Source organism: Agromyces sp. 3263 (assembly GCF_031456545.1).
Classification (GTDB): domain Bacteria; phylum Actinomycetota; class Actinomycetes; order Actinomycetales; family Microbacteriaceae; genus Agromyces.
This window is the reverse complement of the sequence record NZ_JAVDUV010000001.1, coordinates 1,165,121-1,189,311: the sequence shown is the minus strand read 5'-3', so window position 1 is coordinate 1,189,311 and position 24,191 is coordinate 1,165,121. Positions and strand designations below refer to the sequence as shown.

The 24,191-nt window shown below is 71.1% G+C and carries 20 protein-coding genes and 1 tRNA gene; 14 read left to right on the top strand and 7 right to left on the bottom strand.

Features of this window, described 5'->3' with window-relative positions; translation table 11 throughout:
* Positions 1 to 7 precede the first annotated feature (7 nt).
* Together J2X63_RS05415 and J2X63_RS05410 are read left to right on the top strand one after the other, a co-directional pair.
* Complete coding sequence (locus J2X63_RS05415) at positions 8 to 877, top strand: type II secretion system F family protein (RefSeq protein WP_309974791.1); 870 nt, start codon at positions 8 to 10, stop codon at positions 875 to 877.
* 69 nt (positions 878 to 946) lie between these two features.
* Positions 947 to 1,999 (top strand): alpha/beta hydrolase, encoded by a 1,053-nt coding sequence (locus tag J2X63_RS05410; protein WP_309974786.1) that lies wholly within the window; start codon positions 947 to 949, stop codon positions 1,997 to 1,999.
* Positions 2,000 to 2,027: 28 nt separating this feature from the next.
* Here J2X63_RS05410 and J2X63_RS05405 read toward each other — a convergent pair whose 3' ends face one another.
* The 4 genes from J2X63_RS05405 to J2X63_RS05390 all read right to left on the bottom strand — a co-directional run bounded on the left by J2X63_RS05405 (position 2,028) and on the right by J2X63_RS05390 (position 6,132).
* A complete protein-coding gene (locus J2X63_RS05405; protein WP_309974783.1) occupies positions 2,028 to 2,714 on the bottom strand; it encodes an NUDIX domain-containing protein in 687 nt (228 codons plus the stop codon).
* A 10-nt stretch (positions 2,715 to 2,724) separates the two neighbouring features.
* Positions 2,725 to 3,213 (bottom strand): YajQ family cyclic di-GMP-binding protein, encoded by a 489-nt coding sequence (locus tag J2X63_RS05400; RefSeq protein ID WP_159600749.1) that lies wholly within the window; start codon positions 3,211 to 3,213, stop codon positions 2,725 to 2,727.
* Positions 3,214 to 3,291: 78 nt separating this feature from the next.
* Entirely contained in the window at positions 3,292 to 4,980 is a 1,689-nt protein-coding gene (locus J2X63_RS05395; protein ID WP_309974778.1) for a glycoside hydrolase family 13 protein, read from the bottom strand.
* A 132-nt stretch (positions 4,981 to 5,112) separates the two neighbouring features.
* A complete protein-coding gene (locus tag J2X63_RS05390) occupies positions 5,113 to 6,132 on the bottom strand; it encodes a LacI family DNA-binding transcriptional regulator (protein ID WP_309974775.1) in 1,020 nt (339 codons plus the stop codon).
* A gap of 191 nt (positions 6,133 to 6,323) precedes the next feature.
* On the opposite strand from J2X63_RS05390, the gene J2X63_RS05385 reads away from it, so the two are divergent.
* The 6 genes from J2X63_RS05385 to J2X63_RS05360 all read left to right on the top strand — a co-directional run bounded on the left by J2X63_RS05385 (position 6,324) and on the right by J2X63_RS05360 (position 11,570).
* Positions 6,324 to 6,488 (top strand): hypothetical protein, encoded by a 165-nt coding sequence (locus J2X63_RS05385; RefSeq protein ID WP_309974772.1) that lies wholly within the window; start codon positions 6,324 to 6,326, stop codon positions 6,486 to 6,488.
* A gap of 18 nt (positions 6,489 to 6,506) precedes the next feature.
* Positions 6,507 to 7,163 (top strand): PH domain-containing protein, encoded by a 657-nt coding sequence (locus tag J2X63_RS05380; RefSeq protein ID WP_309974769.1) that lies wholly within the window; start codon positions 6,507 to 6,509, stop codon positions 7,161 to 7,163.
* Positions 7,164 to 7,257: 94 nt separating this feature from the next.
* Positions 7,258 to 7,339 (top strand) — tRNA-Tyr (locus tag J2X63_RS05375).
* 100 nt (positions 7,340 to 7,439) lie between these two features.
* A complete protein-coding gene (locus J2X63_RS05370; RefSeq protein ID WP_309974767.1) occupies positions 7,440 to 8,270 on the top strand; it encodes an inositol monophosphatase family protein in 831 nt (276 codons plus the stop codon).
* Positions 8,271 to 8,710: 440 nt separating this feature from the next.
* A complete protein-coding gene (locus J2X63_RS05365) occupies positions 8,711 to 10,480 on the top strand; it encodes a peptidoglycan DD-metalloendopeptidase family protein (protein ID WP_309974763.1) in 1,770 nt (589 codons plus the stop codon).
* Between the two features lie 802 nt (positions 10,481 to 11,282).
* Positions 11,283 to 11,570: a DUF559 domain-containing protein gene (locus tag J2X63_RS05360; protein WP_309974759.1), complete on the top strand. Its 288-nt coding sequence runs from the start codon at positions 11,283 to 11,285 to the stop codon at positions 11,568 to 11,570.
* A gap of 232 nt (positions 11,571 to 11,802) precedes the next feature.
* Here the strand turns inward: J2X63_RS05360 and J2X63_RS05355 are convergent, their stop codons facing one another.
* On the bottom strand, positions 11,803 to 13,614 hold the full coding sequence (locus J2X63_RS05355) for a glycoside hydrolase family 13 protein (protein WP_309974756.1): 1,812 nt from the start codon (positions 13,612 to 13,614) through the stop codon (positions 11,803 to 11,805).
* A 273-nt stretch (positions 13,615 to 13,887) separates the two neighbouring features.
* Between J2X63_RS05355 and J2X63_RS05350 the strand changes: the two genes are divergently transcribed.
* From J2X63_RS05350 to J2X63_RS05340, 3 genes are all read left to right on the top strand, one after another.
* The gene (locus tag J2X63_RS05350) at positions 13,888 to 15,117 is read left to right on the top strand and encodes a maltose ABC transporter substrate-binding protein (protein WP_309974753.1); all 1,230 of its coding nucleotides are present in this window, start codon (positions 13,888 to 13,890) and stop codon (positions 15,115 to 15,117) included.
* A gap of 79 nt (positions 15,118 to 15,196) precedes the next feature.
* Positions 15,197 to 16,819: an ABC transporter permease subunit gene (locus J2X63_RS05345; RefSeq protein ID WP_309974750.1), complete on the top strand. Its 1,623-nt coding sequence runs from the start codon at positions 15,197 to 15,199 to the stop codon at positions 16,817 to 16,819.
* The gene (locus J2X63_RS05340; RefSeq protein WP_309974747.1) at positions 16,819 to 17,817 is read left to right on the top strand and encodes a sugar ABC transporter permease; all 999 of its coding nucleotides are present in this window, start codon (positions 16,819 to 16,821) and stop codon (positions 17,815 to 17,817) included. The genes J2X63_RS05345 and J2X63_RS05340 overlap by 1 nt, the downstream gene beginning before the upstream one ends.
* A gap of 51 nt (positions 17,818 to 17,868) precedes the next feature.
* Here the strand turns inward: J2X63_RS05340 and J2X63_RS05335 are convergent, their stop codons facing one another.
* Together J2X63_RS05335 and J2X63_RS05330 are read right to left on the bottom strand one after the other, a co-directional pair.
* Positions 17,869 to 18,186, bottom strand: coding sequence for a PAAR domain-containing protein (locus tag J2X63_RS05335; RefSeq protein WP_309974744.1), 318 nt, complete (start codon positions 18,184 to 18,186; stop codon positions 17,869 to 17,871).
* A gap of 10 nt (positions 18,187 to 18,196) precedes the next feature.
* Positions 18,197 to 19,561 carry a hypothetical protein gene (locus J2X63_RS05330; RefSeq protein ID WP_309974741.1) on the bottom strand — a complete coding sequence of 455 codons (1,365 nt, stop codon included), beginning with the start codon at positions 19,559 to 19,561 and terminating at the stop codon, positions 18,197 to 18,199.
* A gap of 168 nt (positions 19,562 to 19,729) precedes the next feature.
* Here J2X63_RS05330 and J2X63_RS05325 point away from each other — a divergent pair, with 168 nt between their 5' ends.
* The 3 genes from J2X63_RS05325 (at position 19,730) to J2X63_RS05315 (ending at position 24,191) form a co-directional block, all read left to right on the top strand.
* Positions 19,730 to 20,353, top strand: coding sequence for a DNA-binding response regulator (locus J2X63_RS05325; protein ID WP_159604858.1), 624 nt, complete (start codon positions 19,730 to 19,732; stop codon positions 20,351 to 20,353).
* A gap of 140 nt (positions 20,354 to 20,493) precedes the next feature.
* On the top strand, positions 20,494 to 23,574 hold the full coding sequence (locus J2X63_RS05320; RefSeq protein WP_309974737.1) for a hypothetical protein: 3,081 nt from the start codon (positions 20,494 to 20,496) through the stop codon (positions 23,572 to 23,574).
* On the top strand, positions 23,571 to 24,191 hold the full coding sequence (locus J2X63_RS05315) for a DUF4255 domain-containing protein (RefSeq protein ID WP_309974733.1): 621 nt from the start codon (positions 23,571 to 23,573) through the stop codon (positions 24,189 to 24,191). The genes J2X63_RS05320 and J2X63_RS05315 overlap by 4 nt, the downstream gene beginning before the upstream one ends.

Here is a 24,191-nt window from a genome sequence, read left to right as displayed (position 1 = left end):
GGTCGAAATGACAGTCATCGCGTATGCAGCCATTGCCGGGCTGGCTTTGTCAGTCGGCCTGCTGACCTACCTCGTATTCTCCCTGATCCCGGCGAAAGCCGACGTGGTCGCGGCCGTCGCGCCGCCGACCCAGGCGGAACGGGAGCGAGTCGAACGAGCGACGTTCGCCCAGACCTTGGCTGCCGTCGTGCCACCGGGATACGGCGGCTGGATCCAGCGAAAGATCATCTACGCCGGCAAGGCGGGCCAGTGGACGGTCGGCGGATTCCTGCTGCTTCGCTTCGTCGTCGGGGTCATCGGTGTCACCATCGTGGTTGCTTCACTCGCCCTGGGATCTTCGCCGTTCCTGACGATCATCGGCGTGCTGTTCGGCGTGCTCATCTTCGTGGTTCCGGAAGTGATGTTGGGAAGTCGCGCCGACGACCGCCAGCATGCAATCCTGTTGGCGCTTCCCGACACACTGGACCAGATGACCATCGCGGTCGAAGCCGGGCTGGGATTCGAAGCGGCGATGGCGAAGTCTGCGCAGGGCAGTTCCGGGCCGCTTTCGGATGAGCTCATCCGAACGCTGCAAGACATGTCGATCGGGCGATCTCGGACCGATTCATATTCGGCCTTGCTCGCGCGTACGGACTGCGACGACCTCAAGCGCTTCATCCGGGCGGTCCAGCAGGCCGACCGGTATGGCATCTCCGTGGCCGACGTGCTTCGCGTGCAGGCGAGCGAAATGCGGATCCGACGCCGGCAGCGTGCGGAGGAAAGTGCGATGAAGGTGCCGATCAAGGTCGTCTTCCCGCTGGTCTTCGCGATTCTGCCGGTGCTCTTCATCGTCTTGCTCTATCCGGCGGTCATCGGCATCATCGGCCAATTCAATTAGTTCCTCACGAGCAACGCCACCGCTGCTGCTTCATCCGTAGTCTGAGGGGAGCGATCCGGGGGAGGTGCCGTGGCCGAGGGGGAGCGCGACGAGGGGTGGCGCCCCGACGTGCTCGGCGAGGGGTTCGAGCAGCTCGAGCTTCCGCTGGGCAGCGACGACGAGGGTGAGGTCGTCGCGACGCTCGTGCGGTACCGGCCGCGGACGGCGGGGCGGTTCACGTGGCCGTGGGAGCAGCGGCGCGGCGCGGCATCCGGAGCCGACGTGCTCTACGTGCACGGGTGGAGCGACTACTTCTTCAACCCCGAGCTCGCGCAGTTCTGGGCGGGGGCCGGCGCGCGCTTCTTCGCGCTCGACCTGCGCAAGTACGGGCGCAGCCTGCGGCCAGGACAGACACCCGGCTACATCACCAACCTCGCCGACTACGACGCCGACCTCGAGGCGGCGCTCGCCGCGATGGGGCACGGGGCGCCAGGGGACGGCGCGACGGATGACCCGGGCAGGGCGGCATCCGCTCGGCCCCTGATCCTGGTCGGCCACTCGACCGGCGGCCTCACGCTGAGCCTGTGGGCGGCGCGGAACCCGGGACGCGCCGCGGCGCTCGTGCTCAACAGCCCGTGGCTCGAGTTCCAGCTCAGCAGGGTGGGGCGGGAGGCGCTCGCGCCGGTCATCACGTTCGGTGCACGCATCCGGCCGACCGGCCCGCTGCCGAACGTCGACCTCGGCTTCTACACGCGGACGGTGTCGAAGGAGCAGGGCGGCGAGTGGGAGTACTCGCACGAGTGGCGGCCCGACCGCGGGTTCACGACGCATCCCGCCTGGCTCACCGCCATCCTCGCGGGTCACGCGACGGTCGCGGCCGGCATCGACGTGGGCGCACCGGTGCTGACGATCCTGTCGGCCCGGTCGACCATCCAGCCGCAGTGGACCGAGGCGATGCGCTCGAGCGACATCGTGCTCGTCGTCGACGAGATCGCCGAACGCGCCGTGCGGCTCGGGCCGAACGTCACGGTCGCGCGCGTCGACGGGGCCATGCACGACGTGTTCTTGTCGCGGGAGCCGGCGCGCGCCGCGGCCTACGCGTCGATCACGCGATGGCTGCGGGGATACGAGCCCGGTCGCTGAGGCGAATGAGCGAGCGGATGCCGCGCTGCTACGCCCGAGCCGCCGCGAACGGCCCCTTCAGCGCCGCCCACTGCAGGAGCATGATCGTCTTCGCGTCGATGAGGTCGTGGCCGATGCGGTCGAGCGCGTCGTCGAAGTCGAGCTCGAGCACCTCGATGTCCTCGCCCTCGTCGGCGAGGCCGGCGCGCGAGCCGTTGGCGACGGTGCCGCGCAGGTACGGTGCGGCGAAGAAGTGCAGGCGCTCGGTCACCGACCCCGGGCTCATGTAGACCTCGAACACGCGCTCGACCTCGCCCACGACGACGCCGGTCTCCTCCTCGGCTTCACGACGGATCGCGACCTCGGCCGCGTCCTCGTCGAGCAGGCCGCCGACCACCTCGGTGAGCATGCCGTCGGGGTGCTCGTTGACGTACGCGGGATACCGGAACTGCCGGGTGAGCAGCACGGTGCGGGCGGCCACGTCGTAGAGCAGGATGCAGGCGCCGTCACCGCGGTCGTAGGTCTCGCGCTCCTCGGTCGTCCACCGACCGTCGACGTGCTGGAAGTCGAAGGACGTGACGCGCGTCACGTACCAGTTCGAGGTGAGCACGCGCACGTCGCGCACGCGCACGCGGGGATTGCCGTCGAGGTCGCGGCCCACGCGGTCGAGGCCGGTGCGGCCACGGCGGTCCGGCACGTCGACGCCGGGCTGCGGCATCCGCTCGCCGTCGCTCACTCGCGGACGCTCAGCGGAAGTTCGTGAACTGGAGCGCGACGTCGAGGTCCTTGCCCTTGAGCAGTGCCATGGTCGCCTGCAGGTCGTCGCGACTCTTCGAGGAGACGCGCAGCTCGTCGCCCTGGATCTGGCTCTTCACCGTCTTGGGCGCCTCGTCGCGGATGATCTTCGAGATCTTCTTCGCGTTCTCGCTGTCGATGCCGTTCTTCAGGCCGATCTCGATGCGGAACTCCTTGCCCGACGGGTAGGGCTCGCCCTCGTCGAGCGAGCGCAGCGTGATGCCGCGCTTGATGAACTTCGACTCGACGACCTCGAGCACCGCCTTCACGCGCTCCTCGGTCTGCGCCTTGAGCAGCACCTTCTCGCCGCTCCACTCGACCGAGGCGCCGACGTTCTTGAAGTCGTAGCGCTGCTCGACCTCCTTGCGCGCCTGGTTGACGGCGTTCTCGGCCTCCATCTTGTCGACCTTGCTCACGATGTCGAACGTTGAATCTGCCATGCCCGCCAGTCTATCGAGGGGCCGGATGCCGCGTGCGGATGCCGCGGCCGCGCGCTCGCGGCATCCGTACGAGACGCGCTACCCGCGCAGCCAGGCCGTGGTCGCGCCGGGGAGCCGGCCGCCCTCGAGCGGCGCGCTGGTGACGAGCACCTCGCCCTCGGGCAGGTCGACGGGCGACGCCCCGAAGTTCGTGACCGACTGCCATCCGCCCGGACGCTCGAACCAGAGCACCTCGGCGGAGCCCGACGGGTGCTGCCGCCACGTCAGCTCCTCGGCTCCCTGCAGCTCGTGGCGCAGCGCGAGCGCGCGGCGGTAGAGGTGCAGCGTCGAGTCGGGATCGGCGCCCTCGGCCTCCACCGAAAACGCGCCGAACCACGAGGGCTGCGGCAGGTGCGCGCCGTCGGCGCCGAACCCGAACGACGAGCCCGTCGTCGTCCAGGGCAGCGGCACGCGGCACCCGTCACGCCCGACCTCGACGCCGGGGCTGCGGAAGAACGTGGGGTCCTGCCGCTCGGCGTCGGGGATGTCGGCGACCTCTGGCAGCCCGAGCTCCTCGCCCTGGTAGAGGTAGGCGCTGCCGGGCAGGGCGAGCATGAGCAGGGTGGCGGCGCGGGCGCGACGCAGGCCGAGCGCCGCATCGAGCTCGGAGGCCGGGCCGCCGTGCAGCAGCCAGCGCTTGCCGACCTCGCCCTCCTGGCCCGGGTCGTCGGCCAGCCCGTACCGCGTGGCGTGGCGCACCACGTCGTGGTTCGAGAACACCCACGTGTTCGACGACCCCGTGACGACCACCGACTGCATGTTGTGGTCGACGATCGCGCGGAACTCGTCGGCGTCGAAGTTCGCACGCAGCAGGTCGAAGTTGAACGCCTGCCCGAGGCTCGTCGGCAGCGCGTAGCGGTAGCGGCGGCTGGGCTCGACCCACGCCTCGGCCACGGCGATGCGGGGCGGGTCGTACTCGTCGAACACGGCGCGCCACTCGGCGTAGATCTCGTCGAGCTCCTCGCGATCCCACAGGGGGTGCGAGCCGTCGGTGACGAGCTTCATCTCCTCGAGCTCGGCGTGCGAGCGCAGCGGGTAGGTCAGGTCCTTCGCGAGCGCGTGGGCCACGTCGACGCGGAACCCGTCGACGCCCCGGTCGGCCCAGAACCGCAGGGTCGTGAGGAAGTCGTCGCGCACCTCGCGGTTGGCCCAGTTCAGGTCGGGCTGCTCGGGTGCGAACAGGTGCAGGTAGAACTGGCCGTCGCCCACCGGCTCCCACGCCGACCCGCCGAACATCGACTGCCAGTCGCTCGGCGGCTCGGTGCCGTCGGGCCCGGCGCCGTCGTGGAAGAGGTAGCGGTCGCGGGCGGCCGACCCCTTCGGCGAGGCGAGCGCCTCCTGGAACCACCGATGCCGGTTCGACGAGTGGTTCGGCACGATGTCGACGATGAGACGGATGCCGCTGGCGTGCAGCGCCGCGACCATCTCGTCGAAGTCGGCGAGGGTCCCGAGCTTCGGGTCGACGTCGCGGTAGTCGTCGACGTCGTAGCCGCCGTCGGCGAGGGCCGACGGGTAGAACGGCGAGAGCCAGACCGCGTCCACCCCGAGCTCGGCGAGGTACGGGATGCGGCTCGTGATGCCCGGCAGGTCGCCGATGCCGTCGCCGTTCGCGTCCGCGAAGCTGCGCGGGTAGATCTGGTACACGGCGGCCTGACGCCACCAGTTCGGGTCGCTCGCGAGAACCACGGATGCCTCGTGTGCGAGCGTCGTGGGTCGGGTCTGGGTCATCTTCGGATGCGTCCTTTCCGTTCGGATGCCTCGGCGGCACGATACGCCGATCGCGCGGTCGGGGCATCCGTCGCCCGGTTTCGCTCGTCATCGCCGGTTACATGGAACCGGACATGGGGGTTACCGCAGGGATCAGCGCTCGGGCGGCCGGGCCGTCGAGGAGCGGACGCGCAGCTCGTAGGGGAGGGGCGTCGCGGCCGGCGCAGGGGCATCCGCCTCGGGCTCCAGCTGCTCCATCAGGATCTCGACCGCCTTCTCGCCCTGCAGGCGCGGGAACTGCGCGACTGTCGAGAGGCCGAAGAAGTCGGCGAGGTCGTGGTCGTCGATGCCGACGATCGACACGTCGCGCGGCACGGAGAGTCCGAGGTCGCGGGCGGCGAGGATCGACCCGATCGCCATCTCATCGGATGCCGCGAAGATCGCCGTGGGCCGATCGTGCGGCACCCCCAGCAGTTGCTTGGCCGCGTGGTACCCGCCGCGGATGGTGAAGTCGGCCGGGGCGAACAGGCGCGGATCGAGCTCGATCCCGGCGTCGGCGAGCGCGCCCTCGTAGCCGATGCGGCGGTTGGTGGGCAGGTGGAAGTCGAGGTCGAACTCGAGGTCGCCGCCGATGTGGGCGATGCGCGAGTGCCCCAACGCGATGAGGTGCTCGGTCGCGAGCCGGGCGACCGCGGCGTCGTCGATCGTGAGCGTGCGCACCCCGGGGATCGGCCCGCCGACGCCGACGAGGGGCTTGCCGAGCTCGTGCAGCCGCGCCACCTCGGGTTCGGTGAGCTCGAGCGAGACGGCGATCACCGCGTCGACCCGCTGTCGCAGCAGGAAGTGCTCGAACACGCTCGCCCGCTCGCGGCCGTCGCCCGACAGGTTGTAGAGGGTGAGGTCGTACCCGCTGCGCAGCAGTTCCTGCTGGGCGCCCTCGAGCACCGACGAGAAGAACCAGCGGTTGAGGAACGGGATCACCACGCCGATGTTGCGGGTGCGGCCCGAGGCGAGGCTCGAGGCGTTCGACGAGACGACGTAGCCGAGCCGCGCGGCGGCCTCGACGACCTTCGCCTTCGAGGCGGGCGAGACGTGGCCCCGGCCGCTGAGCGCACGCGAGACGGTCGCGGTGGAGACCCCCGCGAGCTTCGCGACCTCTTCGATGCCGGCCATGGCTCCCATTCCCGGCGATGCCGAGTCCTCCCGGCCAGGCCGATCGGGGAAATCCTACCGTTCGGACGCGCCGCGCCGAGCGGAGGACTCCCGCCGAGCGCCGTCGTGCGATAGACAAGAGCCTGTCTTTGTCTTGGGTCGGCCCACCGGGGGGCGGCTTGCCCACTGTGCTCGTCGAAGGGAACGAACGCGTGAAGTGGGTCAAGCGAATCGTGATCGCGCTCGTCGTGGTCTTCGCCTTCTTCTACCTGATCACCAGGCCCGAGGATGCCGCGACCGCCGTCGAGGGTGCCGTCGGCGCCGTCTGGACCGGCGTCGAGGCCGTCGGCACGTTCTTCACCAAGCTCGCCACCTGACCCCATGAGCGTGATCCCGTGAGCGTGCTGTTCCTCGATCCGCGCGTCGAGCGCTACCTGATCGCCGACGAGGGCGAGGTCATCGTCGACGAGGTCACCAAGCACTGGGCGGCGATCTTCGGCCCCATCCTCGAGCTGCTCGCGATCATCCCGGTGATGGCGCTGCTGCTGTGGCTCCCGGCGGGCGGCTACTGGCTGCCGCTGCTCGGCGGCCTCGCGCTGCTGCTGCACGCCCTGTGGCGCATCATCGGCGCGCGCATGGACCGCTTCGTCGTCACGAACATGCGCGTGTTCCGCGTCCACGGCATCCTGTCGCAGCACGTGGCGACCATGCCGATCTCGCGCATCCTCGACATCTCGGTGCACACGCCGATCCTCGGCCGCATCTTCAACTACGGGCACTTCGTGTTCGAGTCCGCCGCGCAGGAGCAGGGCCTCCGCGAGATCCGGTTCGTCGGCTCGCCGACCCAGCGCGGGCTCACGATCCAGCGCGTCATCCAGCGCTCGGGCCTGCGTGGCAGCGGCGGACGACCGCTCAACCGGCAGGCCGATCAGGCGCTCCCGACGGGCCAACCCCGTTCCGAGCCGTACCGCGACCCGTACCGCGATCCGCAGGACCCGACGGCCACGCAGACGGCCCCGATCGACCTGCCCTGGTGGCGCTCCGAGGGCTGACCGGCTGGGCGCCGGCGCCGATTTCTCGACTCGCCACCTCGCGGGTATCCTTGACAGGCCCCCGGTTGTGTGCAGAACGCGGTCGGGTGCGAATGGCGAGTTACCCAAGCGGCCAAAGGGATCTGACTGTAAATCAGCTGTCTACGACTTCGGGGGTTCGAATCCCTCACTCGCCACGTTCGAAGCCCCGGTGATCCGGGGCTTTCGTCGTTCCGGGGAGTCGCCGATCGACGTCATTCCCGCGGCCACGCCGGGCGGGTGACGTAGCGTGAGGGCATGAGCCAGCACGACGCATCCGGAGCCAACGCCGCCCTGCTCGACCTCGCCCGCGACATCGCCGTACGGGCTGCGGAGTTCGCGCTCACCGCCCGTCGCGCCGGGGTCAGCGTCGCGGCCACGAAGTCGAGCCCGACCGACATCGTGACCGCGGTCGACCGGGACACCGAGGCGCTCATCCGCTCGCTCATCCTCGATGCGCGACCCGACGACGGCATCGTCGGCGAGGAGGACGCCACCCATGTCGGCACGAGCGGCCTCGACTGGGTCGTCGACCCGATCGACGGCACCGTCAACTTCCTCTACGGCATCCCCTCCTGGGCGGTCAGCATCGCCGTCGTCGAGGGCGCGGCCGGCAGTGACGTCAGCGGCACCACGCTCGCGGGCGTCGTCGTGAACCCCGTGTCGGGCGAGACGTTCGAGGCCACGGCCGGCGGGGGAGCCCGCCTAGCGGGTCGTGAGCTCGCGGTCAACGCGGGGGTCGCGCTGCCCGCCGCCCTCGTCGCCACCGGCTTCTCGTATTCGGCCGAACGTCGCCGCGCGCAGGCGGCGGTGGTCCACGAGCTGCTGCCCCAGGTGCGGGACATCCGCCGCATCGGGGCCGCCTCCCTCGACCTCTGCGCGCTCGCCGCCGGGCGCATCGACGCCTACTACGAGCGCGGCCTCAACGCGTGGGATCACGCCGCGGGCGCCCTCATCGCGCGCGAGGCCGGGGCCCACGTCGCAGGACCCAGGGGTGGCCGGGAGAGCACCGAGCTGCTCGTCGCCGCCGCTCCCGGCCTCTACGAGGAGCTCACCGCGGCCCTGCGCGCCGCGGGTCTCGACGCGTGAGCCCGTCATTCCGCGGATGCCGCGGTGAAGACGCCGATGGCCCGACGGATCGCTCGGTCCCGCGTGGCGATCGCCGCTGAGAACGGTTAGTCTTTACCAACCCGTTATCTCGCCGACGTCCGGTCGGGATGCTCACCTCCCTGTCCATCTCCGCCCCTACGCCGAAGGTCATCCTCCACGTGCTCGAGTCCCCCCTCGTGCCCGACGGTTCCACGCCAGGCACTCAGGTCCCCCTGCGTGCCGAGCGACCCCTGACCCGCCGGGAGCTGCGCGAACGGGAGACCGCAGAGGCCCTTCGTCTCGAGTCGGCTGCACCGGCGGCCTGGGCTCCGGCTGGCGCCCTCGGGCAGCCGGTTGCGGTTGTCCCCCCCGCCCCCTCGGCCGTGCATGCGGGCCCTCCGCAGCATCCGGTGGCTCCTGCCGCTGCCGCGCAGCATCACGTGGCTCCTGTTGCCGCTTCCGATGCCGTTGCCGCTGCCGCGCCGCATCCGGTCGCCCCGCAGGCCGAGCGGCCAGGCTTCGACGCCATCTTCGGCCTCTCGGATGCCGCGACGACGCCGGCGGCGCTGCCCGCCGTCGCTCAACCGGGCCCGACACCCCGACGTTCCGCTCCCACGATCGACATCCGCACCACCGAGGCCGAGCAGGCCGACCGCCCCGGCGGTCCGAGCTCGGCCTCCGCCGTTCCTGGCGCGGACACCGATCGCGCCCGCTCCCGTCGCGGCGGAGCCGGATTCGACGACCTCTTCGCGGGGCTCGGCGATGAGGAGGCCGGGGCTTCGGATGAGGCCTCGGACGGTGGCCGCTCTCGCCGCGCCGCGTCGTCGCCGCGGGAGTCCCGGACCGACCGCAAGTCGGCGAAGGCCGCCAAGTCAGGGAAGGCCGCAAAGGGCAAGTCGGTGAAGGCCGCACGCCGTTCCAGCGCGGAGCCGCCGATGCCGGTCGGCCCGCGCCGAACGGGCAGCACGCCCGCACCGACGGAGCCCATCGACGGCGACCTCGCCTTCCTGATCGCGGGTGGGGCCGCGAGCACGGCCGCCGCGGTGCGCCCGGGTTTCCCAGCGGGCGATGCTGCAGCCCTCGGAGCGGGTTCGGGCGCCGTCGCGGGCGCGGCCTCCAGCTTCGCCGCCGCCATCTCGGCCGCGGCCGGGGCACGGCCCGCCGACGAGCCGGGCCGGGCAGCGGCATCCGTCGCTCCCGCACCACTCGCCTTCGACCTGTCCGCACCGTCCGCCGCCACCCCGTCGTCCCGCCGCGCATCGCGTGGCCTGCCCGCCGAGGTGACGCCCGCGTCCGACCTGCTCGGATTCGCTCCGAGCGCCCCGCCGCGAGTCGACGCCGATGCAGCCTCCGCGCCCGACCGGAGTGCTCCCGGCACCTCACCGGCATCGACGGGCCCGGTCTCGCGTCGTGACGTCGTGCGCGCGGCCGCGCCCACCCGGCGGTCGGCACCGCAGGCGTCGGGGCACCCCACGGCGCGCGCCGCGGCATCTGCGCCGAAGCGGCGCGGCGGCCGGCGCATCGCGAGCGTGGTGGCGATGAGCTTCGTGGCGATGCTCGCCGTCGCGACGACGATCCCGTCGCTCTCGCTGCTCTCGCCCGCCGACGTGCAGGCGATGGCCATGGCGAGCGCGACCGGCGGCGATCGTGGCGGGCAGAGCGTGACGATCGACGGCAACGTGGTCGCGCAGACCGTCGAGCGCGAGGGCTACGAGCACCAGACCATCCAGGAGTACGCGCAGGCCGCCGGCATCCGCGCCGAGGCCGACTTCACCAACAATCCGGCCGGCACGATCCAGTGGCCGTTCGCGGTCGGCGTGCACATCGGCGACCACTTCGGCTACCGCAACTGCGCCGGCTGCTCGGAGGACCACGGCGGCCAGGACTTCAACCCCGGCTACGGCGCCGAGATCCAGGCGATCGCCGACGGCACCGTCGCGGTCTCGACCGACTCCGGCGGGTCGCTGGGCGTCGTCATGATGATCGACCACATCATCGACGGCGAGCTCGTGACGAGCGTGTACGCCCACATGATCGAGGGATCGCGGCGCTTCGAGGTCGGCGACACCGTGCACGTCGCCGACGTCATCGGCAAGACGGGCAACACCGGCATGTCGACGGGTCCGCACCTGCACTTCGAGATCCGCCTCGGCGGCGTCGACGGCACCAAGGTCGACCCGCTCGAGTGGCTCTACGCCAACACGAACTGACCCGGCGCGCGCAACGCGCCATCTGCCCCGCAGAACGCATGAGAATCCTGCCGATGTCCTGCTGATGCAGGGCATTCGACGGATTCTCATGCGTTGTCGTCCGCAGGCCCGAGGTCCGGCTCGCCGCTTTCCACAGATCGGGGCACCGACCCGGCTGGAGGCCGGAGGGGCGCCACACTCGACCCGTGGAATCGATGACGGCGGTCATCCGCCAACAAGGTGGGGTCGCGGCGCGTGCGAGCTTGGTGGCGGCCGGATGCAATCCGGCCGACCTCGAGCGTGCGCTGCGACGCGGTGACGTCGTTCGGATCCGAAACGGCTGGTTCGCGACGCCCGAGGCGCCCCTGGATGTGGTGCGAGCGGTGAGAGTGGGCGGGGTGGCGACCGCAGCGACCGTCGCACGTGTCCGGGGGCTCTGGGTCGCCGACGACGCGCAGCTTCACGTGCGAGTCCGGTACTCGACGGGGCGGCTCTTCGCGCCACACGACCGTCGCCAGCCGCTCGATCGCACGCGCGACCGCGTCTGCGTGCACTACAGCCGACGAGGTCCGTTCGACCGAGCAGCGGACCTGATCACGGTCGCCCTGGCCGAGATGTTCGCATGCACGGATGTCGCGACTGCGATCGCCTCGGTGGACTCCGCTCTCGCCGCCGGGACCCTGTCACTGCAGCATCTCGACCTCGTCCGCGCCTGGATGCCGCCGTCGAGGCGCGGCCTGCTCGACCGCGCGGACGCGGAAGCCCAGTCGGGTCTCGAGGCGCGGTTCGATTGTTCCTCCGGTCGCGGAGGATCAGGCACCGCGTGCAAGTCGTCATCGACGGGGCCGGCCGCGTCGACATTCTCGTCAGCGACCGGCTGGTCATCGAGGTCGACGGACGCGCGTTCCACACCGGCACCGCGTTCGACGAGGACCGCCGCCGCGACTTCGAGCTCGTGACTCGCGGGTACCTCGTCCTCCGACTCAGCTACCGGCAGGTCGTTCACGATTGGGATCGGACGTGCGCAGGAATTCTCGCGCTGGTCGCGCGGAACGAGCATCTCTGGTCCGGTCGCGGCCCGCACGAAGCGGTTCCGGCGTCACCGGCATGAGGTGCCGGCGAGACGCATGAGAATCCGCTCGATACGCCGTGCTGTCGCGCTGAACGGCGGATTCTCATGCGTTCTGGAGGGGCGCTGCCGCGGCGCGAGCGGATGCCGCGGGGGGTGGATGCCGCGGGACGAGCGGATGCCGCGGGGCGGGCGGATGCCGTGGGGCGAGCCTTGGGCCGCACGGCGAGCGGATGCCGCGGCGCGGGCCCGCGGCATCCGCTCGGTGTGTGGGCTAGGCGCGGAGCCAGGCCGTCGTGTCGCGGGGGAGCGACCGACCGTCGAGCGGGCCGCTCGTGAGCAGCACGTCGCCGGCGGGCAGCTCGACCGGCTCGGAGCCGGTGTTCGCCACGACGACGACGTCGCCGTTGCGCAGCGCGACCGCGGTCGCCGGGAAGCCGGGCAGCCACTCCACCGATCCGGCGCCGAGGTCGTGCTCGCGGCGCAGGCGCAGCGCGTCCTGGTAGAGCGTGAGCGTCGAGTCGGCCACGCCGCGCTGGCGGTCGCGCGCGAGCTCGCGCCACTGCGCGGGCTGCGGGAGCCATGGGTCGCCGTCGGGGCCGAAGCCGTAGGCGTGCGCGTCGGCCTCCCACGGGATGGGCACGCGGCATCCGTCGCGGCCGTAGCGCTCGCCGTTCGTGCGGAACCAGGTCGGGTCCTGGCGCGCGTCGTCGGGCAGGTGGATGACCTCGGGCAGGCCGAGCTCCTCGCCCTGGTACAGATAGGACGAGCCGGGCAGTGCGAGCATCAGCGCGGTGGCGGCGCGGGCGCGGCGCAGGCCGGTGGCGTACTCGGGCAGGCCCTTCGAACGGGGGCCGAGGCCGTGGCCCTGCGGGTTCGCCTCGGTCACCGACAGGCGGGTGGCGTGCCGCACCACGTCGTGGTTGGAGAGCACCCACGTCGAGGGCGCGCCGACCGCGCCGAAGGCGGCGAGCGAGACGTCGATGACCGTGCGCAACGCGGCCGCGTCGAACGGGGTCTCGAGGTACGCGAAGTTGAACGCCTGGTGCATCTCGTCGGGGCGCACCCACTTGGCCACGCGGGGCAGCGGGTCGACCCACGCCTCGGCGGCGAGGATGCGCTCGCCGGGGTACTCGTCGAGGACCTTGCGCCAGTCGCGGTAGATCTCGTGGACGCCGTCCTGACCCCAGTACGGCGCGCCGTCGCCGGCGTCGTCGCTGATGGCGGGCTCGAGGGTGACGCCGGATGCCGCGGCGGCAGCCGCGCCGGCAGCGGAGCCGCTCGCAGCCGAGCCGCTCGCAGCCGAGCCGCCGACCGAAGCGCTCGCGCCGACCCCGGCACCGACGAGCTCGCCGGCCGTGTCGACCGCCTCGACCGCGACGCCGCCGGCGCCGCCCATGCTGCCGCCCTCGGTGGGCGGGGTGTAGTCGGGGAGGCCGTCGGCCTTGATCATGCCGTGGGCGACGTCGACGCGGAACCCGTCGACCCCGCGGTCGAGCCAGAAGCGCAGGATGCGGCGGAACTCCTCGCGCACCTCCTCGTTCGTCCAGTCGAAGTCGGGCTGCGAGCTGTCGAAGAGGTGGAGGTACCACTGGCCGGCGGTGCCGTCGGGCTCGACGACGCGCGTCCACGCGGGGCCGCCGAAGACCGACTCCCAGTTGTTGGGCGGCTCGTCGCCGGCCGGGCCACGGCCGTCTCGGAAGAGGTAGCGGGCGCGCTCGGCGCTGCCGGCGGACGCGGCGAGGGCGGCCTGGAACCACTCGTGCTCGTCCGACGAGTGGTTGGGCACGAGGTCGATGATGACGCGGATGCCGCGGGCGTGCGCCTCGGCGAGCATCGCGTCGAAGTCGGCGAGCGTGCCGAACCGCGGGTCGACGTCGCAGTAGTCGGCGACGTCGTAGCCGGCGTCGCGCTGGGGCGACGTGTAGAAGGGCGAGAGCCAGATGGCGTCGATGCCGAGGTCCTGCAGGTCGCCGAGCCGGCTGGTGATGCCGGCGAGGTCGCCCATGCCGTCGCCGTTGGCGTCGGCGAAGGACCGGGGATAGATCTGGTAGATCGCGGCAGTGCGCCACCACTCGGAAGTCATGACGGAAACTGTACGTCATCTCGATACATCATGGAAACGCTTGCAGTACCAGCCGATCACAGAATGGTCACGAACCGGTATCGATGGGCCCGTCCGGGTTTGGTAATGAACGTCACGCAAGGTATACCTGTAATCGCTTGCACAAACGCGAGCACATTCATACGGAAGAACGGCCTTTCGGGCACGGTGCGCGGTTCCGGCAACGGAACGGGGAACACAGCTCCCTCACCAGGCGAAGGCGCCGACTCCACGCACACTGAGAAGGGCACACCAATGAGGGTGAACACGAAGAGCCTCCTCGCTGCCGGGGCCGTCGCGGTCGTCGCGACGCTCGGCCTGGCGAGCTGCTCGTCCGGCGACAGCGGTTCCGAGGGCGAGGCCTCGTCGAACGGCACGCTGACCGTCTGGGTCGACGCCGAGCGCGTCGACGCGCTGAAGGGCGCGGCCGAGGCCTACACCGACAAGACCGGTGTCAAGGTCGACCTCGTCGGCAAGGACAACGCCGACATCAAGGACGACTTCATCCAGCAGGTCCCCACCGGCAAGGGCCCTGACATCACCATGGGCGCGCACGACTGGCTGGGCGAGCTCTCTACCAACGGCGTCGTGGCTCCGATCGAGCTCGGCGACTCCGCGGGCGACTACCTCCCGGTCGCGATCGACGCGTCGACCTACGAGGGCACCACCTACATGCTCCCCTACGCGGTGGAGAACATCGCGGTGCTCCGCAACGCCGACCTCATCCCCGAGGCGGCCACGAGCTTCGACGACATGATCGCCAAGGGCCAGGCCGCCGGCCTCACGCAGCCCTTCGTGGTCGAGCAGGGCGCCGAGGGCAACCCCTACCACCTGTACCCGTTCCAGACCGCATTCGGCTCGCCCGTCTTCGGCAGCGGCGCTGAGGGCTACGACCCGACCGACCTGCAGCTCGGCAACTCGGGCGGCGAGCAGTTCGCCACGTGGCTCGGCAGCCAGGGCAAGAACGGCACCGGCGTCTTCAACACCGACATCGACGGGGACATCGCCAAGCAGGCGTTCATCGACGGCACCGCCGCGTTCTGGCTCACCGGCCCGTGGAACGTGGGCTCGGCCATCGACGCCGGCGTCAACGTCGCCATCGACAGCGTGCCCAGCCCGACCGCCGACGTCGCCTCGCCGTTCGCCGGCGTGAAGGGCTTCTTCGTCTCCGCCGAGTCGAAGAACAAGGTCGCCGCGAACGACTTCCTCGTGAACTACATCGGCACCGAAGACGTGCAGCTGGAGCTCTTCGAGGCCGGTCACGTGCTGCCCGCCCTCTCGGCCGCCGCTGAGACCGCGTCCGAGGACCCGATCATCGCCGGCTTCGCCGCCGTCGGCAACGAGGCCGTCCCGATGCCCGCCATCCCCGCCATGGGTTCGGTGTGGCAGTACTGGGGCATCGCCGAGGCCGACATCATCAACGGTGCCGACCCGGTCGCGACGTGGCAGAAGCTGACGTCCGACGTCCAGGCCGCCATCAAGTAAGTACCGAGAGACTCCGGGTCGGATGCCGCTGCGGCATCCGACCCGGAGCGCTCACGTTTCCGACGAGAAGAGCCGCAGGATGAGCACCACGATCGACGACGAGGTCGCAGCGGAGACGCCGCAGCAGCCGCCCACGAAGAAGCAGCGACGGGCCGCGGGCATCGCCGACGCGGCATCCGTCGGGGTGAAGATGCTCCTGCTGAAGATCGTGCTGCTCGGCATCGTCGATGCAGTCGCGCTCTACGCCCTGTTCGTGCTCGCGACGCACGACCAGTGGCTCATCGCCGCGATCGTGGCCCTCGTGGCCGTCGCGGTCAACTGGATCTACTTCTCGCGCCGCAAGCTCCCGGCGAAGTACCTCACGCCTGGCGTGATCTTCCTCGTGCTGTTCCAGGTCTTCGTGCTCGTCTACACGGGGTACATCGCGTTCACGAACTACGGCACCGGGCACAACGGCTCCAAGGAGCAGGCGGTCTCGTCGCTCATGGCGTCGTCGCTCGAGCGCGTCGAGGACTCGCCGGCCTACCCGATCACCGTGGTCGACCGCCTGGGCACGCTCGGCCTGCTCGCGACCGACCCCGACGGCGACGCCTACGTGGGCACCAACGACCAGCCGCTCGAGCCCGTCGACGCCGAGATGGAGGGCGGCAAGGCCGTCGCCGCCGACGGCTGGACGTCGCTCAGCTTCGCCGACGTGCTCGCCCGCACCGACGAGATCACCGAGCTCGCCGTGCCGTTCTCCGACGACCCCAACGACGGCGCGCTGCGCACGCCCGACGGCTCGAACGCCTACCAGTACGTGTCGACCCTCGAGTACGACGCGAGCGCCGGCACGATGACGGATGTCACGACGGGCACCGTCTACTCCGATATCGGCACGGGCGCCTTCACCTCCGACGATGGCGACGAGCTGCTGCCCGGCTGGCAGATCACCGTCGGCTTCGACAACTTCGTGCGGGCCGTGACCGACCCGCGCCTCGCGCAGCCGCTCGTCTACGTCACGCTCTGGACCTTCGCGTTCGCGCTCATCTCGGTGGCCTCGACGTTCTTCCTCGGCCTCTTCCTCGCGATCGTCTTCAACGACCTGCGCATGCGAGGTCGCCGGTGGTACCGGGTGGCGATGATCCTGCCGTACGCCATCCCGTCGTTCCTGTCGGCGCTGATCTGGGCGGGCATGATGAACGAGAGCTTCGGCTTCATCAACCAGGTGCTGCTCGGCGGCGCCGACGTGCCGTGGCTCACCGACCCGGTCCTGGCCAAGGTCTCGGTGCTCCTCGTGAACCTCTGGCTCGGCTTCCCCTACATGTTCCTCGTGTGCATGGGCGCCCTGCAGTCGATCCCCGACGAGCTGCAGGAGGCCGCGACGGTGGACGGCGCGAAGCCGTGGGCGGTCTTCCGGCTCATCAAGCTGCCGCTGCTGCTCGTGACGGTGGCGCCGCTGCTCATCGCGTCGTTCGCGTTCAACTTCAACAACTTCAACGTGATCTACATGCTGACCGACGGTGGTCCACGGGACTCGAACGCCCCGATCCCCGTCGGCTTCACCGACATCCTGATCACGATGGTCTACAAGGTGGCCTTCACGGGGCAGTCGCGTGACTACGGCCTCGCGAGCGCGTACTCGATCATCATCTTCATCATCGTCGCCGTGATCTCCATCATCGCCTTCCGCCGCACCAAGTCCCTCGAGGAGCTGAACTGATGGCCACCAACGAGCAGCCGATCCCCGGCACGCAGGCCGGGCTCATCGCGGGCGAGATCGCCGAAGTGACGGATGCCTCGACCCGGGCCCATTCGACTGCCGGCGGCGCGGGTGGCACCGGCTACGACCTGCCGAAGCGGCCGTTCAACTTCGGTCGCTGGTTCCGGGCCACCGGATGGCGCCACATCGTCGGCATCGTCATGGTGCTGTTCTCGCTCTTCCCGATCGTCTTCGTGATCTCGTCGTCGCTGAACCCGCAGGGCACCCTGACCGGGTCGAACGCGCTGTTCTCGAAGATCGGCCTCGACAGCTACGTCCGGATCCTCACCGACCCGCAGGTGCCGTACCCGCAGTGGTTCGCGAACACGCTGCTCGTCGCGTCGATCACGGCGGTCGGCACCGTGTTCCTCGGCGGCCTCGCGGCCTACTCGTTCTCGCGCATGCGGTTCACCGGGCGTCGGTTCGGGCTCATCTCGATCGTCATCGTGCAGATGTTCCCGCAGCTGCTCGCCGTCGTCGCGATCTTCCTGCTCATGAGCTCGATCGCCGACTGGTTCCCGGCGATCGGCCTGAACACGCAGATCGGCCTGATCATGGTGTACCTCGGCGGCGCGCTCGGCGTGAACACCTTCCTCATGTACGGGTTCTTCAACACCATCCCCGCGTCGATCGACGAGGCGGCCAAGATCGACGGCGCCGGCCACGCGCGCATCTTCTTCACGATCATCCTGCGGCTCGCTGCGCCGATCCTCGCGGTCGTCGCGCTGCTCTCGTTCATCGCGTCGGTGAACGAGTTCGTCGTGGCATCCGTGCTGCTCATCGACACCGAGAAGCAGACGCTCGCCGTCGGCCTCACGAAGCTCGTGTCGAACCCGCGCTACGCGGACTGGAGCGCCTTCTCGGCGGGCGCCGTCATGGCGGCCCTGCCCGTGGTGGCACTGTTCCTCTGGCTGCAGAAGTACATCGTCGGCGGCCTCACGGCGGGTGCCGTCAAGTAGGTCGAAGCGACGGATGCCGCGTGCAGGCCACTGCCGCGGCATCCGCTGCGCTCATCCGCCGATGATCACCGTCGGAGCGCCGGGGCCGGGGGCGATCGGCTGACCGTGCATGCTGAGGTCGCCGACCCGCGCCGCGGGGAAGCCGCCGATGAGCACCGTCATGCTGCCCTGCGCGATGCCGTTCGGGGCGGGCGACACGCACACGATGCCGCCGGGCATCGCGTTGGCGACGGCGGCCGGCATGCCGCCGATCAGCACGGTCGGCACCGAGGCCGCGGGCGTGATCGGGCCGCCGACGTGCGGCTTGGGGCCGTCGGAGAGCCCGCAGAGGGCGGTGTCGCCGGCGCGGAGGGCCGGCCCGGTGGGCATGCGGCTCGCCTCAGCCCGTCGTCGTCACGACCTGCGCGGTGACCAGCACCGAGGCCGTGCACTGTCCGGGGTTCGGCCCGGCGCCGCTCGCCGCCGCGCAGGTCATCGAGGCGAAGAGCTGGTCGCCGTCGCCCAGCTGCACCGGGGTGACGAAGTGGAAGTCGAGGTCGCGGAAGTTCTCGAGGCCGCTCGTGAAGATCGGCGCGAGCACGTCCTGGTTCTCGAGCGTGATCGTGCCCGCGTCGCCGAAGGGGTTGCTCACGAGGATGTCGGTGATGCGCAGGACCGAGTTCGGCGGCACCTCCCAGCGGTCGCTCTCGTCGGCGGCCCCGCCGGTCGGATCGACGAGCTCGAACCGGAGGTCGATGTCGGAGCTCGTCGTCGTCGAGACCGGCACGACGGGTGCCGGGGTCTCGCCCACGGCCTCGAGGGCCTCGTTCGCCTTCTGGGCGGCGCTGTCGGCCTGCTGCGCCGCGGCATCCGACTTGTCATTGGCCTGCGCGAGCGGCTCCTCGACGGCGTTGCGCGCGGCCGACTCGATCGCCGGCTTCAGCAGCAGGAACCAGAGCGCGAGCAGGAGGAGCAGGAGGAGCAGCAGGGCGAGCAGGAGCTTCCACAGCCACTTGGGGAACACCCGCTCCTGCACGTAGCTGCCCGGCAGCACGATCGGCTCGACCGCGGTGGCCGTCGCGGTCGCGGTGGCCGTCGCGGTGCCGGGCGTGCCGGCGCCGGTGGCCAGCGCCGCCGCCCAGGCCGCATCGGACGCGGGCGGCGGTCCCTCGGGCACGACCGACACGGAGTACTGGTGGGTGACCGGGTCGCCGCGCCAGATGCGGGCGACCGGCCGCAGGTCGATGTCGACGAACTCGGTGTGCCCGGGATCGATGATCACCTCGGGGGAAGGCGTCGAGAGCCCGAGCCGGTCGGAGCTCGTCGCCGCGATCGCCGCGATGAGCTGCGTGTTGCCGCCGTTGTCGACGGCGACGCGCACCCGGTGGCGTCCGCGTCCGCGGGCGATCCGAGGCACGAGCTCCGCCTCGGTCTGCGCGAAGGGCAGCACCGTCAGCACCGTCTCGGCCACGGCCATCGCATCCGGCTGCTCGACCGCCCTGGCGCGCACGCCGAGCGCCACCTCGCCGATCATCGACTCGGGCGAGCGCGGGGCCAGCACCGTGACGGTCGCCGTCTCGGACTTGCCCGGGTAGATCGTGAGGGTGCCGGGCTCGACCGTCGCCCACGCCGCGACCTGCCCGACCGGCGCGAGCTCGAACGACTCCACGAGCAGCGTGTCGTTGAGCACGGTGAGCGTGAACGAGACGGGTGTGCCCGGGTCGACCGACGCGGACGCCGGCGTGATGGTCGCGGTGGTGGCCATGGCGTCACGCTACGGCCGGCTGGAAGCGACCGCGGAGCCCGCGCGGCCTGCCGCTCGCGCAACGAAGTTGCCCGTTGAGCGGGTGTTGAGTGCGCGAAGAGGATGCCCGGACATACTGTCCCCGAGCACCCCGCACGACCCGCAACCCGCACTTGCGAAGGAACGACCATGACCAGAACGACCGTGCGGGTCTATGCGCGCGACCCCATCTCCGAGGCGGGCGTCGCGAGTGCGCTCCGCCCCCGCCCCGAGGTGCGCGTCGTCGGCCCGCAGGAGGAGGAGGCGCCCGACGTGGTGCTCGTCATCTCCGACGAGGTCGACGACGAGACCCTCAACACCCTGCGGTTCCTGCGCCGCAACGGCTCGAGCCGTGTCGTGCTCATCTCGTCGCACCTCGACGACAAGGACCTCGTGCGCGCCGTCGAGAGCGGCGTCGTCGGGTTGGTACGGCGAGCGGATGCCACGACCGACCGCCTCGTCTCGGTGATCCTCACGGCGGCCGCCGGCGAGGGCGCGGTGCCGCCCGACCTGCTCGGCCGCCTCCTCGACCAGGTCGGCCGGTTGCAGCGCACCGTGCTCGACCCGCGCGGCATCACCTTCACGGGCCTCGCCGCCCGAGAGGTGGACGTGCTGCGACTCGTCGCCGAGGGCTGGGACACCGCGCAGATCGCCACGAAGCTCTCGTACTCCGAGCGCACGGTGAAGAACGTGCTCCACGACGTGACCACGCGCCTGCAGCTGCGCAACCGCTCGCACGCGGTGGCGTACGCGGTGCGCGAGGGACTCATCTGAGCGGATGCCGCGGGCGGCCGCTCGTGAGGGTCGCCGCGGGCGGCTGCCCGAGGGGGTAATCCCGGCTGCACCGAAGGGTGCCCGGCCTCGGCTGCCGCACACGCGCACTGCCTCGAAGGTGGAGAGGTCGGAGGAGGATCGTGACGAGCCGGAGCCGGATCGCCTGGGCGAGCGTCGCCATGACGCTGGCCGTGCTCCTCGGCGCGTCGACGATCGTCGCCGCGTCGCCCGCTGTCGCGGCGGACGAACCGGTTCCCGCCTTCTCGGTCGATGTGCAGACCGCCCCGCGCACCGCCCCGGGCGGAACGTGGGTGCGCGCGACCGTCACGGTGACGGCCCGCGACGCCGAGGTCTACCCCGACGCGCTCGTCTCGGTGGCGATGGACTGGGACACGACCCGGCTCTCGGTCGGCACCGGCTCGGAGCACGGCGTGAGCGGGTGCCTCCTCGTCATGGACCCGGTGACCATGGTGTCGGCCGCGACGCCGACGCCCGGTGACGAGTGCGTGCTCGACGTGCCGAGGGATCCGCTGACGCCGGCCGTCTTCACCTACTGGTTCCAACTGCTGGGGGTGCCGCCCGCCCTGCCCGTCGTGACGGCGCAGGTCACCGGCGGCTACCTCCAGGACGTGGAGCTGTTCAGCCGGGTCGACTTCGACGCCGCCGACCTCACCTCGGACGAGGACTACCTCGAGCTCGCGCCGGTCTTCTCGGCGGGGGTGACCGTCGACCGGCGAGCGGCCACCACGGGGATCGGCGACACGATCGTCGCGACCTTCACCGTGACCCACGAACCGGATGCCGCACCGCGCACGGCCTCCTCACAGGTGCTCTTCGCGATCAACTGGCCGGCGTTCCTCGCGCCCGTCGGCGGCACGACCCCGGCCGACGCCTGCGACGGCGGGCTGGTGGCCGGACTCTGCGCCATCACCGAGCCGACGAACGTGCGCAGGACGACCGTGTTCACCATGGCGTTCAACGTGCCCCCCGGCAACGGCGGCCAGGGCGCGATCTCGATCATCGGCCAGGGGGGCTGGTACACGCCGCCGGGGCCGGTCATCGCGCTGGCGCCGCGGTCGGAGCAGCCTTCGGCGATCCGGGTCGTCGCCGCGTCCGACGTGCACCCGGCCATCGTGAAGGCGGCCCCGACGCCGCGACCGGAGGGCGCCCTGGACATCCCGGGCACGTGGACCGGCGTGGATGCGGCATCCGTCGTGGCATTGGACCGGCCGTTCCCGATGGAGGTGGAGCTGCGACCCAAGCTGTCGACCCTCGGCGACGAGCAGGGCATCGAGGGCGTCATCCGGGTCTCGCACGCTGCCGCCGCCGCGGTCACGCTCTTCGGGCTCGAGCTCGACGTCGCGCTCGAATTCGATGCAGCGCTGGTACCGACCGGCGATCCGGTGGGGTGCGCGACCTACATCGGGGGCGTCTGCACCATCACCGGCCTCGACGAACCCGGGTCCGAGGCCGTGATCACGGTGGAGTTCGCACCGCCCGCGGAGATCGGCGTCGGATACCTCGACGCCGACCAGGACGCGGCCCGGTTCGACTTCGACGGCGCCCCGCTCACCGCACCAGACGGGTGGCTCGAGCACGCCTACGACTCGCAGATCACCGACGCCGAGCTCGTGACGCTCGACGTGGACCTCACGAACGACTACGTCTGGGAGGACGGCCCCTACCTGGGTGCGCGGGTGACGGTCACCCGTGCGGAACGCGGCGACGACGGCGATCTCTACGACGAGCTCGTGGTGGGCGTGGCGATCACCTGGCCCGCCTACCTGACGCCGGTCGCCGATCCGAGCGGCTGCGTCTCGTGGGACGGACTCGTGTGCGAGGTGGTCCTGCCCGACCCGGGACCGGAGGGCGCCGTCATGATCACCCTGACCTTCGCGATCGGGCCGGGCGTCGTCGACGGGGTGGTCCGCGCCGAGGGGGCGTACCTCCTCGAGGACCGCGACGAGGGCGAGGACCGCGACCTGCCCGTCGAGTGGGTGGTACCCGGCGAGGCCCCGGTCGCGGGCGTCGATCCGTTCATCACCCTCGACGTGGCACTCGACCGCGAGCTCGTGTGGCAGGGCGGCCACGACGTCGCGGCGACGATCACCGTCACGCGGGAGGCGTTCGCCGGCGCGCGACGCGACCCGTTCGGCGAGCTCATCGTGGGCGTGGCGATCACCTGGCCGGCGTTCCTGCATCCGAACGTGCCCCCGACCGGGTGCGAGTCCTGGGACGGCGCGATCTGCGACGTGCTGCTGTCGAAGCCGGGCTCCGTGGCGCAGGTCGGCCTCGAGTTCTCGGTCGCCGGTTCGCCCGATGGCAGCGTCCTCCCGGGCGTCGTGCGCGCCGAGGCCGACTCGCTCGGCGGGGCGGACTCCGACCTGGTTCCCGACCTCCCGGTCGACTGGGTCGCCCCCGACGAAGCGCCGGTGACCCGCGTGCGCCCGGCCATCACCCTCGACCTCGCGGACGACCACGACCCCGGGTACACCGGCGGCAAGCAGCTGGTCCTCACCACCGTCGTCACCCGGGAGACGCCCGGCGCCGTGCTGCCGGGGCTCGAGATCGGCTTGGACTACACGTGGGCGGGATACCTCACGAAGACGTCCGACGCCGGATGCGCGAGCTTCTCGGGCACGACCTGCGTCGTGACGGGACTCGACCAGCCCGGGGCATCCGCCGTGGTGACCCTGACCTTCTCGATGCCCGCACCGACCCTGCCGCCGGTGCCCCCGGTGGCGCCCCGAACCGACGATCTCGTCGTCGACGGCGTCGCACTGTCGTTCGACGCACCGGTGGTCGAACTGCCGTCGCCGACCCTCGCGCCGGAGCCGCTCCCCGCCGCCCTGCCGCCGTCGTGGATCGGCGAGGACCGCGAGCCGTTCACGGTGCTCCAGCCCAACCTGCGCATGTCGCCGGCGGTGACGACGCCCGGCGAGGTGATCGGTGCGATCGGCACGTCGCTGCCGCCGAACGCCGCCGTCACGTTCCACTGGGACGGCGTGCCGACCGACACGCCGAGCGTGCGCTGGCCCGGCTCGGGCGACCCGACGTCGGCGCGCTGGGCCCTGCTCGTGCTCAGGTGGGAGCTGCCCGGCATCCGCACGCTCGTCATGCACAGCGTCGACGGCCTGTTCGGCGACATCCCGTCGAGCAACCGCCTGCTCGTCGCGCCACGCTCCGCGATGGCGCCCAACCTGCTCGGGAGGGGCGGATGATCGGCGAGATCGACGACGCGCTGCGCACGCTCGTCAAGGAGTCGGACGGCATCGCCGCCGACGTCGACGTGGCGCTCGACGCCCCCACGAAGGACTGGGCGGCCCGGAGAAACGCACCGACGGTCGACCTCTTCCTCTACGACATCCGTGAGGACGTACGACGGCGCGAGTACGGCTTCTCGGAGCAGCGCGACGACCGCGGCATCGTCACGCACCGCGCGCCCGCGCCCCGGTACTACAAGCTGTCGTACCTCGTCACGGCGTGGACGCAACGGCCCGACGACGAGCACCGCCTCCTCGACGCGCTGCTGCGCTGCTTCATCCGCTTCGACGCCATTCCCGACGCGTTCATCATCGAGACCCTCGCCGAGACGGGCTTGCGGTGCTCGATCACCATCGCCCAGCCGCCGCCCGAGGACCGGGCGTTCGCCGACGTCTGGTCGTCGCTCGGCGGCGAGCTGAAGCCCTCGCTCGACGTCGTCGTCACCGCACCGCTCAGCCGGTCGATCCTGTACCCCGCCGGACCGCCCGTCACCGGCGGCGTCACCGCCCAGCTCGAAGCGGCGGGACTGGGGATCGAGGATGCCGCGTTCCGTGCCGCTCCGACGGGAGACTGA

What these genes read in the sequence shown, in the direction of transcription:
- J2X63_RS05315 (WP_309974733.1), top strand. Translation starts at nt 23,571, where the DNA reads ATGATCGGCGAGATCGACGACGCGCTGCGCACGCTCGTCAAGGAGTCG.
- J2X63_RS05390 (WP_309974775.1), bottom strand. Translation starts at nt 6,132, where the DNA reads ATGGCCGGCATCGAAGAGGTCGCGAAGCTCGCGGGGGTCTCCACCGCG.
- J2X63_RS05415 (WP_309974791.1), top strand. Translation starts at nt 8, where the DNA reads ATGACAGTCATCGCGTATGCAGCCATTGCCGGGCTGGCTTTGTCAGTC.
- J2X63_RS05395 (WP_309974778.1), bottom strand. Translation starts at nt 4,980, where the DNA reads ATGACCCAGACCCGACCCACGACGCTCGCACACGAGGCATCCGTGGTT.
- J2X63_RS05325 (WP_159604858.1), top strand. Translation starts at nt 19,730, where the DNA reads ATGACCAGAACGACCGTGCGGGTCTATGCGCGCGACCCCATCTCCGAG.
- J2X63_RS05330 (WP_309974741.1), bottom strand. Translation starts at nt 19,561, where the DNA reads ATGGCCACCACCGCGACCATCACGCCGGCGTCCGCGTCGGTCGACCCG.
- J2X63_RS05350 (WP_309974753.1), top strand. Translation starts at nt 13,888, where the DNA reads ATGAGGGTGAACACGAAGAGCCTCCTCGCTGCCGGGGCCGTCGCGGTC.
- J2X63_RS05340 (WP_309974747.1), top strand. Translation starts at nt 16,819, where the DNA reads ATGGCCACCAACGAGCAGCCGATCCCCGGCACGCAGGCCGGGCTCATC.
- J2X63_RS05355 (WP_309974756.1), bottom strand. Translation starts at nt 13,614, where the DNA reads ATGACTTCCGAGTGGTGGCGCACTGCCGCGATCTACCAGATCTATCCC.
- J2X63_RS05335 (WP_309974744.1), bottom strand. Translation starts at nt 18,186, where the DNA reads ATGCCCACCGGGCCGGCCCTCCGCGCCGGCGACACCGCCCTCTGCGGG.
- J2X63_RS05370 (WP_309974767.1), top strand. Translation starts at nt 7,440, where the DNA reads ATGAGCCAGCACGACGCATCCGGAGCCAACGCCGCCCTGCTCGACCTC.
- J2X63_RS05400 (WP_159600749.1), bottom strand. Translation starts at nt 3,213, where the DNA reads ATGGCAGATTCAACGTTCGACATCGTGAGCAAGGTCGACAAGATGGAG.
- J2X63_RS05345 (WP_309974750.1), top strand. Translation starts at nt 15,197, where the DNA reads ATGAGCACCACGATCGACGACGAGGTCGCAGCGGAGACGCCGCAGCAG.